The following is a 17,355-nucleotide window of genomic DNA, read 5'->3' on the forward strand; positions in this document are numbered from 1 at the left end:
CCATGGCCGAGCACGGGCCGGTCGAGGGGGCACAGGGCCGCCCCGAGCGGCTGCGCGTCTTCCTCGTCGACGACCACGCCATGTTCCGCGCGGGGGTCCGCGCCGAGCTGGGCGCCCACGTCGAGGTGGTGGGCGAGGCCAGCACGGTGGCCGAGGCGGTTGCTCGGATCGCCGCCACCGGTCCCGACGTCGTGCTGCTGGACGTGCACATGCCCGACGGCGGCGGTCGGGCGGTGCTGGAGGCGATGCGCCGGACCCACCCGCAGGTGCGGTTCCTGGCGCTGAGCGTCTCCGACGCGGCGGAGGACGTGATCGGCCTCATCCGGGCCGGTGCCCGGGGCTACGTCACCAAGACCATCTCCCCGGACGATCTGGCCGCGGCGGTGCGCCGGGTGGCCGACGGGGACGCCGTGTTCAGCCCCCGGCTGGCCGGGTTCGTGCTGGACGCCTTCGCCGCCCGACCGGACGCCCCGGTGGCCGACCCGGAGCTGGACCTGCTCACCAACCGGGAGCGCGAGGTGCTCCGCCTGCTCGCCCGGGGGTACGCGTACAAGGAGATCGCCAAGGAGCTCTACATCTCGATCAAGACGGTCGAGACACACGTGTCGAACGTGCTGCGCAAGCTCCAGATGTCCAACCGGTACGAGCTGTCCCGCTGGGCGGCGGACCGCCGCCTGGTCTGACGCCGGCCGGGGTCGGCCCGGTCACTCCGTCCGCAGGACGGTGAACGCCTCCGCCAGCCGGCCCGGCGGCAGCCCGGCGTTGTCGGCGACCGTGGTGAGCCGGTCCCGGACCCAGGTCTCCACGTCCAGGTGGGCGGTCTGCGAGCGGTGCGCGCGCATCGCGGCGACCTTGCGGTCGTACCGGTCGGTGACGTCGACCACGTGGTCCGGGCCGGGGCCGCCGGCGTACCAGACCTCGCGGACCACCCACGGCGCCAGCCCGACGGCCAGCAGCTCGGGGTGTGCGAACCGGTTGCGCGCGTCCGGGTAGATCGCGCAGGTGGTGGCCTCGCCGACGGCCAGGTGGTCGGGGTGGCTCGGGCCGGCCAGTTGCTCCCAGCGGCGCAGCGGGGAACTGGTCAGCACCCGGTCGGGTCGGAACCGGCGGATCACCGCGGTGATGTCCCGGCGCAGCGCGGTCGTCGGGGCGAGGGCGCCGTCGACGTACCCGTCGAGGAACTCGACCCGGCGCACCCCGACGGCCGCGGCGGCGTCGTGTTGCTCCTCCTCGCGCAGCCGGGGCACCTCCGCGCGGGGCGTGTCGTCGTCGAACCCGCCGGCGTCACCCCGAGTGACAATGAGGTAGGCCACCTCCGTCCCCTCGTCCACCCAGCCGGCTACGGTGCCCGCACAGCCGAAGTCGACATCGTCCGGATGGGCAAATACGGCCAGCGCACGGTGGATGCCGGCGAGCGCCGGGGCGGAGGCGGGGAAGCTCACAGAGCCGAGCCTACGCGCCGACCTGGGCGAGGGGAGTCGAGCACGTTTTCCCTGGTCAGAGCGATGCTGTCATGTCGTATCATGATCTTTTCTCAAGTATCGGCAACGCTGCGACCAACTAACGGCTTGATAACGGCACCTTCACGTAACGGGCCGGTAGGTGTCACAGTTGCAGCACCTCACCCCCGGCGTGAGGCACCCACGCATGGCCCCGCGACCACGGAAGCCGCTGAGCAGTCACGGTTCGTGGCCGCCCGGCCCTGCGCGGAGCCGAGCCCGGTGCGGTGTGGTGGCCCGGCGGATCGGTGCATCAGGGGTGTCCCGATTTTTCTGCGTTAAACCGGCGGTGAGCGGTTGCGGTCGCCGGCGGTGTCACCCCCATACGTACGTGAGAACTCACGACGGAACCAGGCTAGAAAGAGGAGGCCCCTCGGAATGAGAGTCTCGAAGCGGGCGAGTGGCGCGATCGCGTTGGGTGCGGCTTTCGCGCTCGTCGTGTCCGGCTGCTCCAGCAGCGACGACGGCGGCGACGCCGGCAATAGCGCGGACGGTGTCATCACGATCGACAGCGGTGAGCCGGAGAACCCGCTGGTCCCGTCGAACACCACCGAGACCAACGGTGGCAAGCTCATCGACTGGTTGTGGACCGGCCTGGTCGAGTACCCCAACGACGGTGGCGCCCCGCGGAACGCCCTCGCCGAGTCGATCGAGACGACCGACTCGAAGGTCTACAAGATCAAGATCAAGCAGGGCACGAAGTTCCACGACGGCACCGCCGTCAAGGCGAAGAACTTCGTGGACGCCTGGAACTGGGGTGCCTACTCGCCGAACGGTGCGCAGAACTCCAGCTTCTTCGCGGACATCCAGGGCTTCGACGAGGTCAACACCGCCGACCCCGACGGCGCGGACGGCCCGCAGAAGGCCCCGGAGCCGAAGGCCAAGGAGATGTCCGGCCTGAAGGTCGTCGACGACTGGAACTTCGAGGTCACGCTTGCCGCGCCGACCGCCGTGTTCCCGACCAAGCTCGGCTACAGCACCTTCATGCCGCTGCCGGACGCGTTCTTCGCGGGCACCGCGGAGGACTTCGGCAAGAAGCCGATCGGCAACGGCCCGGTCAAGTTCGTGTCGTGGGAGAACAACGTCCTCATCAAGCTCACGCGGTTCGACGACTACCAGCTGCGCGACAAGATGAAGATCAAGGACGTCAACGTCAAGCTCTCGCAGAACGACGACGCCGTCTACAGCGAGCTGGTCTCCAACAACATCGACTTCCAGCAGCAGGTTCCGGTCTCCTCCCTCGCGGGTGACAAGTGGAAGACCGACCTCGGCGACCGGGCCATCTCGTCGGTCGCTCCGGTCACCGGCATCATCGCCTTCCCGATCTACGACAAGCGCTTCGCCGACCCGAAGCTGCGTCGCGCCGTCTCCCTGTCGATCAACCGGCAGGAGGTCACCGACAAGATCTTCTTCGGCAACCGCAAGCCGGCCGACAGCTGGGCCAACCCGTTGGCCCCGGGCGCGGCGCCGGGCAACTGCACCGCCTGCCAGTTCAACATCGACGAGGCCAAGAAGCTCCTCGCCGAGGCCGGTGGCTTCAGCGGCGAGATGGTCTTCTACTACAACGCGGACGCCAGCCACAAGGAGTGGATGGAGGCCGTCGCGCAGCAGGTCAAGACCAACCTTGGCATCAACGCCCGCGCCGAGGGCGTGCCGACCTTCGCGGTGTTCCGGCAGAACATCAACGCCCACAAGATGAAGGGCCCGTACCGCGCCGGCTGGCAGCAGGACTACCCGGACGTCGAGAACTGGGTCAACCCGCTCTACGTGACCGGTGGCTCCTCGAACGACGGCCTGTACAGCAACAAGCAGGTCGACGCCCTGGCCAAGGAGGCCAGCGCCGCGCCGAGCCTGGACGCCTCGCACGCCAAGTTCGCCGAGGCCGTCAAGCTGATCGACGCTGACGCCCCGTCGATCCCGGTCTACTTCAGCGGCCAGCAGTCCGGCCGCTCGGACAAGATCAAGAAGATGGAGCTGACCAACGTCGGCGAGCTCGACATCACCTCGGTCGAGCTCTGATCCGTACGGTCTGACCCCGGGTCGGGCTCACCTACAGGTGGGTCCGGCCCGGGGCCGTCTCGCGAGGGGTGTACAACACTCCTCGCCACGTTGACGCCATCCGTGTCGGCCCCCTCGCCCGACGCGCCCCCTGTCAGGAGGACCACCCCATGGGCCGTTACCTGTTGAGACGGCTACTGCAACTCGTCCCGGTCTTCATCGGTACGACTTTCCTGATCTACTGGCTCGTCTGGTCCGTGCCGGGCGACCCGTTCGCCGGCAAGTGCGGCGACCGCCGGTGTCCGGATACGTACATCAACTTCATGACCGAGAAGTACCAGCTCGACGAGTCGATCTGGGTGCAGTACGCCACCTACATGAAGAACCTGTTCCAGGGGGACTTCGGCGTCACGTACAACAACATCGCTGTCGGCGACATCATCGCCGCCGCGTACCCGAACACGCTGAAGCTCGCGGTGGTGGCCCTGGCGATCGAGGCGATCATCGGCCTGTCCGCCGGCGTCCTGACCGGCCTGCGGCGCAACGGCTTCCTCGACAATCTGGTCCTCGTCTCCACCCTGTTCCTGATCGCGCTGCCGGTGTTCGTCGTCGGCTTCATCCTGCAGTGGCTGCTCGGCGTGAAGTGGGGCATCGTCAACCCGACCGTCTCCAGCGAGATGCGGCTGTCGGAGCTGCTCATGCCGGGCTTCGTCCTGGGCAGCGCGTCCATGGCGTACGTCGCCCGGGTAGCGCGGACGAGCATCGCCGAGAACCGCCGGGCCGACTACGTCCGGACCGCGATCGCCAAGGGCCTGCCGATGCGCCGTGTCGTGGGCGTGCACCTGTTGCGCAACTCGCTGATCCCGGTGGTCACCCTGCTCGGAACCGACCTCGGCGCGCTGATGGGCGGTGCCATCGTCACCGAGGGCATCTTCAGCATCAACGGCATCGGCCGCTCCGTCCTCCGGGCGATCGTCACCAAGGAGAGCGCTACCGTTGTCTCCATCGTGGTGGTCCTCGTGCTCGTCTACCTCCTGATGAACCTGGTGGTGGACCTGCTCTACGCCGCCCTGGACCCAAGGATCCGCTATGAGTGAGCAGCGTGGCGAACGAATTCTGAACGCAGCGTGCCGTGACCACCGTCCCGGCACCCAGCGGAGCGAGGTGGCGGCATGAGTGACCCCAGTACCGCATCGATCGTCTCGACCCCGTCAGCGACCACGTCCACCGAGGCCGAGCCCAGCGCCCCCGTCGACGCCGGCCTGCCGGAGAACGTGCGCAGGGAGAAGCCCCGCGGCCTGCTCGGCGACGCGTGGCGTGACCTGCGCCGCAAGCCGCTGTTCTGGATCTCGGCGACGTTCATCCTGATCTTCATCCTGATGGCGGCCTTCCCGTCGCTGTTCACCAACGGCGACGCGGTCAACGGCGCGCTGGCGAACAGCCGGGTCGAGCCGTCGGGCGACGCCTGGTTCGGGTACGACGTGCAGGGCCGGGACGTCTTCGCCCGGGTCATCTACGGTGCCCGCGCCTCGATCATCGTGGCCCTGGTCTCCACCATCGGCACGCTGTTGATCGGCGGCACGATCGGCATGATCGCCGGCTACCGCGGCGGCTGGGTGGACTCCCTGCTCTCCCGCTTCGGCGACATCTTCTTCGGCCTGCCCTTCGTTCTCGGTGCGATCGTCATCCTGACCACCTTCAACGGGGCGGGGTCGAGCAACAACGAGTGGTACATCATGGGTCTGGTCATCATGTCCCTGGTCGTGCTGAGCTGGCCGGTCGTGATGCGCCTGATGCGCTCCTCGGTGCTGGCCACCAGGGAGGCCGACTACATCGTGGCGGCCCGGGCGCTGGGAGCCGGCACCGGCCGGATCATCATCAAGCACCTGCTGCCGAACTGCCTCGCCCCGCTGCTGGTCTACGGCACCATCCTGGTCGGGTCGTTCATCGGCGCGGAGGCGACGTTGTCCTTCCTGGGCATCGGCCTGAAGAGCCCGGTGGTCTCGTGGGGCATCATGATCAGCGAAGCGCAGAACTACATCCGGGTCTCGCCCTTCCTGCTCTTCTTCCCCGCCGCGTTCCTCGTCACCGCCGTCCTCAGCTTCGTGATGCTCGGTGAGGCGGTCCGCGAGGCCCTCGATCCGAAACTGCGCTAGGGGAGATTGAGTTGTCCGACATTCTCGTGACCGAGCAGTCCCAGCCGGGCGCCGACGGATCCGGCCGCCCCTCAGGCCGTCTCCTCGAGGTCGAGGACCTGCGGGTGGAGTTCCGCACCCGGGACGGCGTCGCCAAGGTCATCAACGGGGTCACCTACCACGTCGACGCGGGGGAGACCCTCGCCGTGCTCGGCGAGTCCGGCTCCGGCAAGAGCGTCACCGCCCAGGCCGTCATGGGCATCCTCGACACGCCGCCCGGGTTCGTCACCGGGGGCCAGGTCCGCTTCCACGGCAAGGACATGCTCGCCATGTCCGGGGAGCAGCGCCGCCGCATCCGCGGCGAGGGCATCGCGATGATCTTCCAGGACGCGCTCTCCGCGCTGAACCCGGTCTTCACCATCGGGTTCCAGATCGCCGAGCAGTTCCGGGTCCGGCGTGGCCTCAGCCGCGCCGAGGCCAAGAAGCGTGCCATCGAGATGCTCGACCAGGTCAAGATCCCGAACGCCAAGGGCCGGTTCAGCAACTATCCGCACCAGTTCTCCGGCGGCATGCGGCAGCGCGCGATGATCGCGATGTCGCTGGCGCTCGACCCGGAGGTGCTGATCGCGGACGAGCCGACCACCGCGCTCGACGTGACCGTGCAGGCCCAGATCATGGACCTGCTCGCCGAGCTTCAGCGCGAGCGGCAGATGGGCCTGATCCTGATCACCCACGACCTCGGCGTGGTCGCTGACGTCGCGGACCGGATCGCCGTCATGTACGCCGGGCGGATCGTCGAGGAAGCCGACGTCTTCGAGCTGTACGCCAAGCCGGCGCACCCGTACACCATCGGCCTGATCGACTCGATCCCGCGGATGGACGAGCGGGGGCAGCAGCTCCGCACCATCAAGGGTCTGCCGCCGAACCTGATGAACATCCCGCCGGGCTGCCCGTTCAACCCGCGCTGCCCCATGGCGCAGCCGGTCTGCCGGGAGAAGGTGCCGCCGCTGCTGCAGATCGGCAGCAACCGGGCCAGCGCCTGCCACTTCGCCGAGGAGCTGGTTAACCGTGACTGAGAACATCCTCGAGGTCCGTGACCTGGTCAAGCACTACCCCGTCACCCAGGGCATCGTCTTCAAGAAGACCATCGGTCAGGTCAAGGCCGTCGACGGGGTCTCGTTCGAGCTGAAGTCCGGCGAGACGCTCGGCCTGGTCGGCGAGTCCGGCTGCGGCAAGTCGACGCTGGCCCGGGTCCTGATGAACCTGGAGCGGCCGACCGCCGGCAGCGTGCTCTACAAGGGGCAGGACATCTCCAAGCTGTCCGGCGGCGCGCTGCGCCGGCTGCGCCGGCAGATCCAGCTGGTCATGCAGGACCCGTACACCTCGCTGAACCCGCGGATGACGGTCGGCGACCTGATCGGTGAGCCGTTCGAGATCCACCCCGAGGTGGCCCCGAAGGGCAGCCGGCGGCAGAAGGTCAAGGAACTGCTCGACCTGGTCGGGTTGAACCCGGAGCACATCCACCGGTACCCGCACCAGTTCTCCGGGGGCCAGCGTCAGCGCATCGGCATCGCCCGGGCGCTCGCCCTGCGCCCGGAGATCATCGTCTGCGACGAGCCGGTGTCGGCCCTGGACGTCTCCATCCAGGCGCAGGTGATGAACCTGTTGGAGAAGCTCCAGAACGAGTTCGGCCTGTCGTACGTCTTCATCGCCCACGACCTGTCGGTGGTCCGGCACCTGTCGGACCGGGTCGCGGTGATGTACCTCGGCAAGATCGTCGAGGTCGGCACCGAGGACGAGATCTACGAGCGGCCGACCCACCCGTACACCCAGGCGCTGCTGTCGGCGGTGCCGGTGCCGGACCCGACCCTGCGCGACCAGAAGGCGATCATCCGGCTCACCGGTGACGTCCCCTCGCCGGTCAGCCCGCCCTCGGGCTGCCGGTTCCGCACCCGGTGCTGGAAGGCGCAGGACGTCTGCGCCGAGCAGGTTCCGCTGCTGGAGATCCGTTCCGGCTCGGACCACGCGAGCGCCTGCCACTTCGCGGAGAAGCGCGAGATCCTCGCCATCCACGAGGCCTGAGCCTCCCGGGTTGACCGCCCCCGACCGCCTGCCGGCGTCCGAGCGACATCGGCAGGCGGTCCTCCGTCTCCCGACCGTCCCCCGCCCACGCGACCGGTGGCGGGCGCCTCGGGGGTACGGCCGGGCTACAGCGGGCCGCGGCCGGCGCGGAGCAGCAGCAGGGCGAGCTGGGTGCCGTCGGCGCCGAGGGCCTGGCGGAACCGCTCCAGGATCTCCCGTTCCCGGCTGAGCACCAGCCGGGTGCCGCCGGAGGCCATCCGGGTCACCCCGACCTCCTGGGACAGGGCGGCCCGCTCCTGCCACAGCTCGATCAGGGTGCGGTCGATCTCGTCGATCCGTTCCCGGATGGCGACGATCCGCGCCGCCGCCGCCGAGTCGTCGGTCCCGGTCCGGGGCGTCGCGCCGGCCGCCGACGCGGGCTCCGTCCTGCCATCGCCGGCCGACCCGCCGGCCTCGTGCTCGTCGCCCGGCCGGGACTGTGCCACGCTGCCGCTCTGCTCCACCACGTCTGCCATCATCGCCGTACCCCTCGGACGTCGGGCCCGGTGCCCGGATCCCGGGACGGAAAAGCCCCGGGCTCTCCAGAGCCCGGGGCTTTTCGTAGGTCTGATCTGATCAGGCGCGACCCACGACTGCCGGACTCCCGGTGCCGTAGTAAAAGTAGAAGCGCTGACCGAACACGTCGTCGAGTATGCCCACCCGCCGACCCGATCCGCAAGGATTCGCGCCGGGTCCACGGGGATCCGCGGTGCGGGGACCCCTTCTCCGGGCGGGTGCCAGGCGGGGAGAAGGGGTCCGTGCGCGCACCTCAGCCGAGGCGGGTGATCCGATCGGCCGGGCCCGGCGCCACCGGGGCACCCGCGCCCACGTACGACACCAGGGCGTCGACGTCGAAGCCGGGGGCGGTGGTACGGCCGGCGCCGCCCGCCAGCTCGGTGAAGCCGTCGCCGCCGTTGGCCAGGAAGTCGTTCGTGGTGACCCGGTAGCTGGCCGCCGCGTCGACCGGGGTCCCGTTCAGCGCCAGGGCGCTCACCCGGGAGCCCGCCGGGGCGGTGCTGTCGTACGAGTAGGTCAGCCCGGCCGAGACCTGGAGGATCCGCTGGGCGGTCTGCCCGTTGAAGCCCGGGAACTGCTGCTCCAGCACGTTCTTGAGCTGGGCCCCGGTGAACGTCTGGGTGACCACCAGGTTGTTGAACGGCTGAACGCTGAACGCCTCGCCGTAGGTCACCTCACCCGGCGCCTCGCCGCCGGCCGACGCACCGTACGACAGGGAGGCCCGAACGCCGCCCGGGTTCATCAGGGCGATCTGCGCCCCGTCGCCGGCCGTGTACGCGAGCTGCGCGTCGGCGATCACGTCGCCGAGCGGGCTCTCGCCGTTGGGCCGGACGTCCCGGACGATGTCCGCGCTGATCCTCCCGACCACCCGGTTGGCGATCGGGGCGACCGCCGTGCGGTACTTGTCGGACAGCGCCTTCGCGCGTGCGTCGACCAGCGCGGGGTTGCGGGCGAACACGCCGGGGGCGCTCTGCTGCCAGGTGCCGTCGGCGTTGCGGACGCCGTTCTCCACGACCACGTTGCGGGCGGAGATCCCGGTGAACCGGCCGGAGCGGCGGTCCAGCGAGTAGTCCACGTCGGTGACCAACTGGCCGTTGGTGCCGGCGCTGGTGACCACGCTCTGCTGGCCGGCCGAGTTCGGCAGCGAGCAGGAGTAGAAGCGGTGGGTGTGGCCGGAGACGACCAGGCCGAACTCCGGCCGCAGGCCGCGCACGATGTCCACGATCGGGCCGGAGAAGTTGGCGCAGTCGGAGACGCCCGGGGTGCTCGGCGGCGGGGACTGCGCGCCGCCCTCGTGCACCAGCAGCACCATCGCCTTGACGCCGAAGAGCTTGAGCAGCCCGCCCCACTTGTTGGCGGTCTCCACCTCGTCCTTGAACGTGACCGAGGTGATGCCGGCGGGGTTGACGATGCCCGGGGTGCCCTCCAGGGTGACCCCGACGAAGCCGACCGGCACGCCGTTGACGAACTTGACGTCGACCGGGGGCAGGATCGGCAGGCCGGTCTTCTTGCTGACCGTGTTGGCCGCGAGGTAGGTGAACTTCGCGCCGGCGAAGCCGTCGCCGTCCTGGCAGCCGTCGACCGGGTGGCAGCCGCCCTTGTTGAGCCGGATCAGCTCGTTGACGCCCTCGTCGAACTCGTGGTTGCCGACCGAGCTGACCTGGAGCCCGATCTCGTCCATCAGCTCGATCGTCGGCTCGTCGTGGAACGCGGCGCTGACCAGCGGGGAGGCGCCGACCAGGTCGCCGGCGCCGACGGTGGTGCTGGTCCGCCCCTCGGCCTTCGCCTCGGCGCGGAGCTTCTTCAGCCAGGTGGCGAGGAACTCCACGCCGCCGGCCGGGGTGCCGTTGACGGTGGCGCCGCTGCCCGCGGGCGGGTCGATGGCGCCGTGGAAGTCGTTGTAGCTGAGGAAGTTGCCCTTGACCTCGCCGCCGAGCGGCTTGGCGTAGGAGACCGAGACCGGGGCGAGAGCCGCCCAGGGGTCGGTGGCCGGGGCCGGCGCGGGCCGCGTGGCGGCCGGCAGCGTGGCGACGACAGCCAGTGCGAGGGCCGGTGCGGCGAGGTGACGCAGCACCGCCCGACCGCGCGAGCGCGGTTGACTCATGGTTTTTCTCCCAAATCGTGTACGGGGGAGGGATCCGGGGTTTCCCGGCCATCGTCGTGGATCGGGGACGGAGACGCCAGAGCCGGTCGGGTGACGGGTTGGTCTCTTCGGGCCGCGCGCCGGGCCACGGGGCGGCGGCGGGCGGGGCGGTGACTCGGGAAGTGTCCGGCGGGCGGCATAGACTCGCCCTGCGATGCAGCCTCTCTTCGACATCCCCGCGTCCCCGCCCGAGCCCGAGCCCGCGTCGGCCCCGCCGCGCCGCGCCGGCCCGCCGGTCCGGCTCGACCCACAGCAGCTGGTGGAGGGCCTGAACGGGCCCCAGCGTGACGCCGTCACCCACGCCGGCTCGCCGTTGCTGATCGTGGCCGGCGCCGGCTCGGGCAAGACCCGGGTGCTCACCCACCGGATCGCGTACCTGCTCGCCGCCCGGGACGTGCACCCCGGCGAGATCATCGCGATCACCTTCACCAACAAGGCCGCCGGCGAGATGAAGGAGCGGGTGACCCACCTGGTCGGCCCGCGCGCCCGGCTGATGTGGGTGTCGACGTTCCACTCGGCCTGCGTGCGGATCCTGCGGGCCGAGCACGAACACGCCGGCCTGAAGTCGACCTTCTCGATCTACGACGCCGACGACTCCCGCCGGCTGATGCAGATGGTCGCCCGCGAGCTGGACCTCGACCCGAAGCGCTACCCGGCGCGCGGGCTGGCCGCCCAGGTCTCCAACCTGAAGAACGAGCTGGTCGACCCGGAGGAGTTCGCCGGGCGGGCCAAGGGCCCCAACGAGCGGGCGCTCGCCGAGGCGTACACGCTCTACCAGCGGCGGCTGCGCGAGGCGCACGCGCTGGACTTCGACGACCTGATCATGACCACGGTGCACCTGTTCCAGTCGCACCCGCACGTCGCGGAGAGCTACCGCCGCCGGTTCCGGCACGTCCTGGTCGACGAGTACCAGGACACCAACCACGCCCAGTACACCCTGATCAAGGAGCTGGTCTCCGGCACCGAGGGGATCGAGCCGGCCGAGTTGTGCGTGGTCGGCGACGCCGACCAGTCGATCTACGCGTTCCGGGGCGCGACGATCCGCAACATCCTGGAGTTCGAGCGGGACTTCACCGACGCCCGGACGATCCTGCTGGAGCAGAACTACCGCTCCACCCAGACCATCCTGAACGCCGCCAACGCGGTGATCGACCGGAACACCTCCCGCAAGCCCAAGCGGCTGTGGAGCGACGCGGGGGCGGGCGAGCAGATCGTCGGGTACGTCGCCGACACCGAGCACGCCGAGGCGGACTGGGTGAGCCGGGAGGTCGACCGGCTGGTCGACGACGGGGCCGCCCGCCCCGGCGACGTGGCGGTCTTCTACCGCACCAACGCCCAGTCCCGGGTCTTCGAGGAGGTGTTCATCCGCATCGGCCTGCCCTACAAGGTGGTCGGCGGGGTGCGCTTCTACGAGCGTAAGGAGGTCCGCGACGCGCTGGCCTACCTGCGCGCGGTGGTCAACGACGACGACACGGTCAGCCTGCGCCGCGTCCTGAACACCCCCCGCCGGGGCATCGGCGACCGCGCGGAGGCGTGCGTCGAGGCGCTCTCCGGCCGGGACCGGGTCTCCTTCGGCGCGGCGCTGCGCCGGGCGAAGGACGCCCCGGGCATCTCCACCCGGGCCGCCAACGGCATCGGCGACTTCATCGCGCTGCTGGACGGGGCGCGGGAGCTGGCCGAGACCGGCACCCCGGAGGAGGTGCTGGAGGCGCTGCTCACCCGCTCGGGTTACCTCAGCGAGCTGGAGGAGAGCCTCGACCCGCAGGACGCCGGCCGGGTGGACAACCTCCAGGAACTGGTCAGCGTCGCCCGGGAGTACACCGAGCGGATCGAGGCGCTGGGCGCCGAGGGCGAGCGGGCCACCGTGGCCGGCTTCCTGGAGCAGGTCGCGCTGGTCGCGGACGCGGACCAGATCCCCTCCGACGACCCGGACCACCAGGGCGTGGTCACCCTGATGACCCTGCACACCGCCAAGGGGCTGGAGTTCCCGGTGGTGTTCCTCACCGGGCTGGAGGACGGCGTCTTCCCGCACCTGCGCTCACTGGGCGACACCCGGGAGCTGGAGGAGGAGCGTCGGCTGGCGTACGTGGGCATCACCCGGGCCCGCCAGCGGCTCTACCTGTCCCGCTCGGTGACCCGCTCGGCGTGGGGGCAGCCGGCATACAACCCGCCGTCGCGGTTCCTGGAGGAGCTGCCGCCGGAGCTGGTCCGTTGGGAGCGCACCGAGGGGACGTACACCTCGTGGGCCGGGGGTGGCGGCGGCGTCGGGGGTCGCGCGGACCGCCCCGGCGGCTTCGCCGGGGGGACGCCCAAGGCGGCCCAGCTGGCCAAGCGGCTCGGCGTGGACGGCAGCCGGCTGACCACGGCCAGCGAGTTGCCCCAGGGGCCCAAGGTGGCGGCCGGGGACCGGGTCAACCACCAGCGGTACGGCCTGGGCCGGGTGCTCGCCGTCGAGGGGCACGGCCCCGGGGCGCGGGCGCAGATCGACTTCGGCGACCAGACGATGTGGCTGGTGCTGCGGCACGCCCCGGTCGACAAGCTCTGACCCGCCGGCCCGCCCGGCAGCGCAACCCGCCCGGCCCGCCCGCCCGGCGTGCTGCGGGCCGGCGTGCGTGCTGCCGGGCCGGGCCGGCGGGCGGGTTGCGCTGCCGGGCCGGGCGGCTGGGCCCCCGGGCCCGGGCGCGCCCGGCGGCGAGCCGTCAGCAGGCCACGTCGATGCCCCGGGCGCGCAGGAACGGCGCGGGGTCGATCTGGTTCCACATCGCGCCCTGGTGCACCTCGAAGTGCAGGTGCGGGCCGGTGGAGTCGCCGGTGGAGCCCTCGTAGCCGAGGACCTGCCCCGCCTTGACCTTCGCGCCGACGCCGACGGCGGTGCGGCTCTGGTGGGCGTAGTGGGTCAGGTAGCCGTTGCCGTGGTCGACGAAGACGGAGATGCCGTACCCGTCGCCGACGTCACCGGCCTTGACCACGGTGCCCGCGGCGGCGGCGCGGATCGGGGTGCCCGCGGGCAGGGCGAAGTCGATGCCGGCGTGCAGGGTGCCCCACCGTTGGCCGTAGCAGGAGGTGATCTGGGCGCCCGACATCGGGATGACCCAGGCCGGCGCGGGCTTGCTGGTCTTCTTCGGCGTGGGCTTCGGCTTCGGCTTCGTGGTGACCTGCTTCGTCGCGCTGGCGCTGGCGCTGGCGTTGGCGCTCGACGGGCTCGGCGACGGGGTGGTGGGGCTGGCGGACGGGGTGACCGGGGCGACCGACCCGCGGACGGCCCGGTCGGCGCGCTCGGCGGCCTCGGCGCGGGCCTCGGCGTCGATCGCCACGGCGGCCGGGGTCGGCTCGTTCCCGCCGCCCGTGGTGGCGACGGCGACGCCGGCTAGGCCGAGCCCGACCAGGGCCGCCGCGCCGATCACCAGGGCCCGTCCGCCGCGCCGGGGGCGCAGTCGGCGGCGGAGCGGCGCGTCGGGGGTGCTCTCGTTGCGGATGTTCTCTTCCTGCACGGGGGGACCTTCACGTCTTCGAGGGGCAGGGACCTCGAAATCCTGGTGTTTGCGCTGGTGGGCGGTGGGTAGGGGGCGGGGTTCCGCCGGCCCGTCCGCAGCCGGATCCCGCCCGTTCCCTCCCGCTTAGCAGGACTTCGTCCCGATAACTGATCATGGTCGACGTGTCGCCGGTCACAGCTGTCGGTGTGGCCTAGCAGACATTCGGCCCACCGGACGACGAAAAAACCGCCCGGATCGACTGATCCGGGCGGTCAACGGGCGATGCTCAGGGTCAGGGCGTGGTCACGTCGCTGTAGAGCGCCTGGATTTGCATCTTGATGTCCACTTCGCGGCTCTGGAGCCACGGCACCGGGTCCCGTGGCTCCCCGTTGACATGGATCTCCAGATGCAGGTGCGCGCCGTAGGAGTGGCCGGTGTTGCCGACCAGGCCGAGCTGTTCCCCGGCCTTGACCTGCTGGCCCTCCTTGACGGTCACCGTCGAGGAGTGGCCGTAGATGGCCTCGCTGCCGTCGGTGTGCTTGACGATGACCGTGTAGCCGTAGCCGCCGAACCAGCCGGCCTTGGTGACGGTGCCGCCGTGGATGGCGACGTAGGGGGTGCCCTCCGGGGCGACCAGGTCGACCCCGGTGTGCAGCTTGCCCCAGCGCATGCCGTAGGGCGTGTTGAAGTCGTAGTCCTGCAGGGGCAGGAGCCAGACGTCCTGCTCGGTGGCGACCTTCGTCTCCGCCCGGCTGTCCCGGGAGGCCGGTTCGGCGGAGTCGGTGCGGGCCGCGACGTCCTGGCTGGTGATGGACGCCTGCTTGAGCTCGTCGAGGACCGACGGGCTGACGCTCTTGGCGTCCGGCAGCGCGGCCGCGCCGAGGGCGACCATGCCCGCACCGACGAACGCGGTGGTGACGACGGCTGCGTAGCGGCTGCGCGGGGGGGTGGGTACGCGGCGGCGGCCGCGATATCGATCGGGCTCAGACGACAGGCGCTGGCGCACGCACACCCTCCGTTGTCGGGGTTCCGAAGCGGTCGGCCGACACCCCGTGAAGCGGTGGTGAACGTCGGCTGGCCGCGTCGTCACCCGTCGGTGGACCTGATGACAACCGTGGTCACGTTAGCCAACCACCACGCCGGTCACAAGCCAGACGGGGTAATTGGCGTGTCGATCCGTCCGTTTGTGTCCGCTATTGTCATGCCTCGTCACGGTCGACGTATGCCCCTGTAGCTGCCCGTTCGTCGCGCAGGGTGACGTCGCCCACCGAATATCCGAATCCGGCCCGCACCCCTACGCTTCTCCTGGTTCGGACGCCCGGATTCCCCGGTCCCGGCCCGTCGGGTTACCGTTCGTTCAGGTGACAGTCGTAGCGCCTCGAAAGGTGTCCGCTGATGAGCTCTCGTATCCGGGTCGTCGTCGCGAAGCCGGGCCTCGACGGCCACGACCGAGGGGCCAAGGTGGTCGCCCGTGCCCTGCGGGACGCCGGCATGGAGGTCATCTACACCGGCCTGCACCAGACCCCGGAGCAGATCGTGGAGACCGCCATCCAGGAGGACGCCGACGCTGTCGGGCTCTCCGTGCTGTCCGGGGCGCACATGACGCTGTTCCGGCGGGTCATCGAGCTGCTCGGTGAGCGGGACGCGCGCGACATCGTCGTCTTCGGCGGCGGCATCATCCCGGACGCCGACCTGCCCGAGCTGGAGCGGCTCGGCGTAGCGAAGGTCTTCACCCCGGGCGCGACCACCCGGTCGATCGTGGAGTGGGTCCGGGCCAACGTCGCCCAGCCGGTCGCCTGACCCGGCGGTCGCCACCCTCCCCCGGACACGGGGGAGGGGCCGGACGCACCCCTCACACGTCCGGCCCCTCTATGCACGATGCCCCGCCGCCACCCCTCGACCGACAGGGCATCGGCCGTCTCCCGCCGTCGCGCTGACCAGCAGCGCTCCGACATCTGACTCAACGAGGCCCTGGCCAGGGGGTTACGCGGCCCGCCGAACATCGTCGACAGGAATCCCACAGCCGGCCCCACCCGCCCGTCGGCCCCGCACGGCCGCCCGACGGAACGAGCCGGCCGACCGTGCGGGGCTGCCCGGATCCGGGGCGCACGGGGGAGCGCTGGGCCGGTTGTGGATTAGGGCACACCGTGCACCCGCTCGGTTGCCGGCCGTGCCGACCTCGCTAGGCTGCGCCCAATGGCCTGTTTCAACTGATGACAGGCATCAAACTGTTTTCACACGCTGGTGGCGGCGCGACGGCGCGCCGCGGAGACGGGACGGGACGCGCAATCGTGGACCTGTACGAGTACCAGGGGCGGGACCTGTTCGAGCGGCACGGTTTGCCCGTGCTCGCCGGCGGCGTCGCCAACACCCCGGAGGAGGCCCGCGCGATCGCCGAACGCCTCGGCGGTCGCGTGGTCGTCAAGGCACAGGTGAAGGTCGGCGGCCGAGGCAAGGCCGGCGGCGTCAAGCTGGCCGAGGGCGCGGGTGAGACGGTGGCCCGCGCCACCGACATCCTCGGCATGGACATCAAGGGTCACACGGTCCACAAGGTCATGATCACGGTGACCGCGGACGTGGCCGAGGAGTACTACTTCTCGTACCTGCTCGACCGGGCGAACCGCACCTTCCTCTGCATCGCCAGCGTCGCCGGCGGTATGGACATCGAGCAGGTCGCCACCGAGACCCCGGACAAGGTCGTCAAGGCCCCGATCGACGCCGTCAAGGGCGTCGACGAGGCGAAGGCGCGCGAGATCGTCACCGCCGCCAACTTCCCCGCCGGGGTCGCCGACCAGGTCGTCGACGTCGCCGTCCGGCTGTGGCAGGCGTTCGTCGCCGAGGACGCCACGCTGGTCGAGGTGAACCCGCTGGCGACGACGAGCGACGGCAAGCTGCTGCTGCTCGACGCCAAGGTGACCCTGGACGAGAACGCCGGGTTCCGGCACCCCGACCACGAGGCCCTGATCGACCAGGCCGCGGTGGACCCGCTGGAGCAGGCCGCCAAGGAGAAGGACCTCAACTACGTCAAGCTCGACGGCGAGGTCGGGATCATCGGCAACGGCGCGGGTCTGGTCATGTCGACCCTCGACGTGGTCGCCTACGCGGGCGAGCGGCACGGCGGCGTCAAGCCGGCCAACTTCCTCGACATCGGCGGCGGCGCCAGCGCCGCGGTGATGGCGAACGGGCTGGAGATCGTCCTGTCCGACCCGTCGGTGCGCAGCGTGTTCGTCAACGTCTTCGGCGGCATCACCGCCTGCGACGAGGTCGCCAACGGCATCGTGCAGGCGCTCGCCCTGCTGGAGCAGCGCGGCGAGAAGGTCACCAAGCCGCTCGTGGTCCGCCTCGACGGCAACAACGCCGAGGCCGGTCGGGCGATCCTCGACGGCGCGAACAACCCGCTGGTACAGCGGGTGGACACCATGGATGGCGCGGCCGAGCGGGCCGCCGAGCTGGCGGCTGCGGGGGTCTGA

General features: G+C 70.7%; 14 protein-coding genes. 9 read left to right on the plus strand and 5 right to left on the minus strand.

Annotated elements, in window-relative coordinates; translation table 11 throughout:
* Positions 1-2 precede the first annotated feature (2 nt).
* A complete protein-coding gene (locus tag ACFYZF_RS02885; protein WP_350882108.1) occupies positions 3-683 on the plus strand; it encodes a response regulator transcription factor in 681 nt (226 codons plus the stop codon).
* A gap of 21 nt (positions 684-704) precedes the next feature.
* On the opposite strand, the gene ACFYZF_RS02890 is transcribed toward ACFYZF_RS02885, so the two are convergent.
* Positions 705-1,442 (minus strand): PIG-L deacetylase family protein, encoded by a 738-nt coding sequence (locus ACFYZF_RS02890; protein WP_387015190.1) that lies wholly within the window; start codon positions 1,440-1,442, stop codon positions 705-707.
* A gap of 435 nt (positions 1,443-1,877) precedes the next feature.
* Between ACFYZF_RS02890 and ACFYZF_RS02895 the strand changes: the two genes are divergently transcribed.
* The 5 genes from ACFYZF_RS02895 (at position 1,878) to ACFYZF_RS02915 (ending at position 7,714) form a co-directional block, all read left to right on the plus strand.
* Positions 1,878-3,518, plus strand: coding sequence for an ABC transporter substrate-binding protein (locus tag ACFYZF_RS02895; protein WP_387015191.1), 1,641 nt, complete (start codon positions 1,878-1,880; stop codon positions 3,516-3,518).
* A gap of 149 nt (positions 3,519-3,667) precedes the next feature.
* Positions 3,668-4,594 (plus strand): ABC transporter permease, encoded by a 927-nt coding sequence (locus ACFYZF_RS02900; RefSeq protein WP_387015194.1) that lies wholly within the window; start codon positions 3,668-3,670, stop codon positions 4,592-4,594.
* Positions 4,595-4,669: 75 nt separating this feature from the next.
* A complete protein-coding gene (locus ACFYZF_RS02905; RefSeq protein ID WP_387015197.1) occupies positions 4,670-5,653 on the plus strand; it encodes an ABC transporter permease in 984 nt (327 codons plus the stop codon).
* 26 nt (positions 5,654-5,679) lie between these two features.
* Positions 5,680-6,708, plus strand: coding sequence for an ABC transporter ATP-binding protein (locus tag ACFYZF_RS02910; protein ID WP_387016030.1), 1,029 nt, complete (start codon positions 5,680-5,682; stop codon positions 6,706-6,708).
* Entirely contained in the window at positions 6,701-7,714 is a 1,014-nt protein-coding gene (locus ACFYZF_RS02915; RefSeq protein ID WP_387015199.1) for an ABC transporter ATP-binding protein, read from the plus strand. Before ACFYZF_RS02910 ends, ACFYZF_RS02915 begins: the two co-directional genes overlap by 8 nt.
* Before the next feature lie 125 nt (positions 7,715-7,839).
* Here ACFYZF_RS02915 and ACFYZF_RS02920 read toward each other — a convergent pair whose 3' ends face one another.
* Together ACFYZF_RS02920 and ACFYZF_RS02925 are read right to left on the minus strand one after the other, a co-directional pair.
* Positions 7,840-8,232, minus strand: coding sequence for a chorismate mutase (locus ACFYZF_RS02920; RefSeq protein WP_387015202.1), 393 nt, complete (start codon positions 8,230-8,232; stop codon positions 7,840-7,842).
* A gap of 290 nt (positions 8,233-8,522) precedes the next feature.
* The gene (locus tag ACFYZF_RS02925) at positions 8,523-10,373 is read right to left on the minus strand and encodes a bifunctional metallophosphatase/5'-nucleotidase (protein ID WP_387015205.1); all 1,851 of its coding nucleotides are present in this window, start codon (positions 10,371-10,373) and stop codon (positions 8,523-8,525) included.
* Positions 10,374-10,566: 193 nt separating this feature from the next.
* On the opposite strand from ACFYZF_RS02925, the gene pcrA reads away from it, so the two are divergent.
* Positions 10,567-12,957, plus strand: coding sequence for a DNA helicase PcrA (pcrA, locus tag ACFYZF_RS02930; RefSeq protein ID WP_387015209.1), 2,391 nt, complete (start codon positions 10,567-10,569; stop codon positions 12,955-12,957).
* A gap of 154 nt (positions 12,958-13,111) precedes the next feature.
* Here the strand turns inward: pcrA and ACFYZF_RS02935 are convergent, their stop codons facing one another.
* Entirely contained in the window at positions 13,112-13,903 is a 792-nt protein-coding gene (locus tag ACFYZF_RS02935) for a M23 family metallopeptidase (RefSeq protein WP_387015211.1), read from the minus strand.
* A 274-nt stretch (positions 13,904-14,177) separates the two neighbouring features.
* A complete protein-coding gene (locus ACFYZF_RS02940) occupies positions 14,178-14,891 on the minus strand; it encodes a M23 family metallopeptidase (RefSeq protein ID WP_387015213.1) in 714 nt (237 codons plus the stop codon).
* 389 nt (positions 14,892-15,280) lie between these two features.
* Here ACFYZF_RS02940 and ACFYZF_RS02945 point away from each other — a divergent pair, with 389 nt between their 5' ends.
* Both ACFYZF_RS02945 and sucC read left to right on the plus strand, forming a co-directional pair.
* Entirely contained in the window at positions 15,281-15,685 is a 405-nt protein-coding gene (locus tag ACFYZF_RS02945) for a cobalamin B12-binding domain-containing protein (protein ID WP_161685713.1), read from the plus strand.
* Between the two features lie 491 nt (positions 15,686-16,176).
* Entirely contained in the window at positions 16,177-17,355 is a 1,179-nt protein-coding gene (sucC, locus tag ACFYZF_RS02950) for an ADP-forming succinate--CoA ligase subunit beta (protein ID WP_387015216.1), read from the plus strand.

Origin of the sequence: Micromonospora sp. NPDC001898 (assembly GCF_042891255.1) — a bacterium.
GTDB lineage: Bacteria > Actinomycetota > Actinomycetes > Mycobacteriales > Micromonosporaceae > Micromonospora.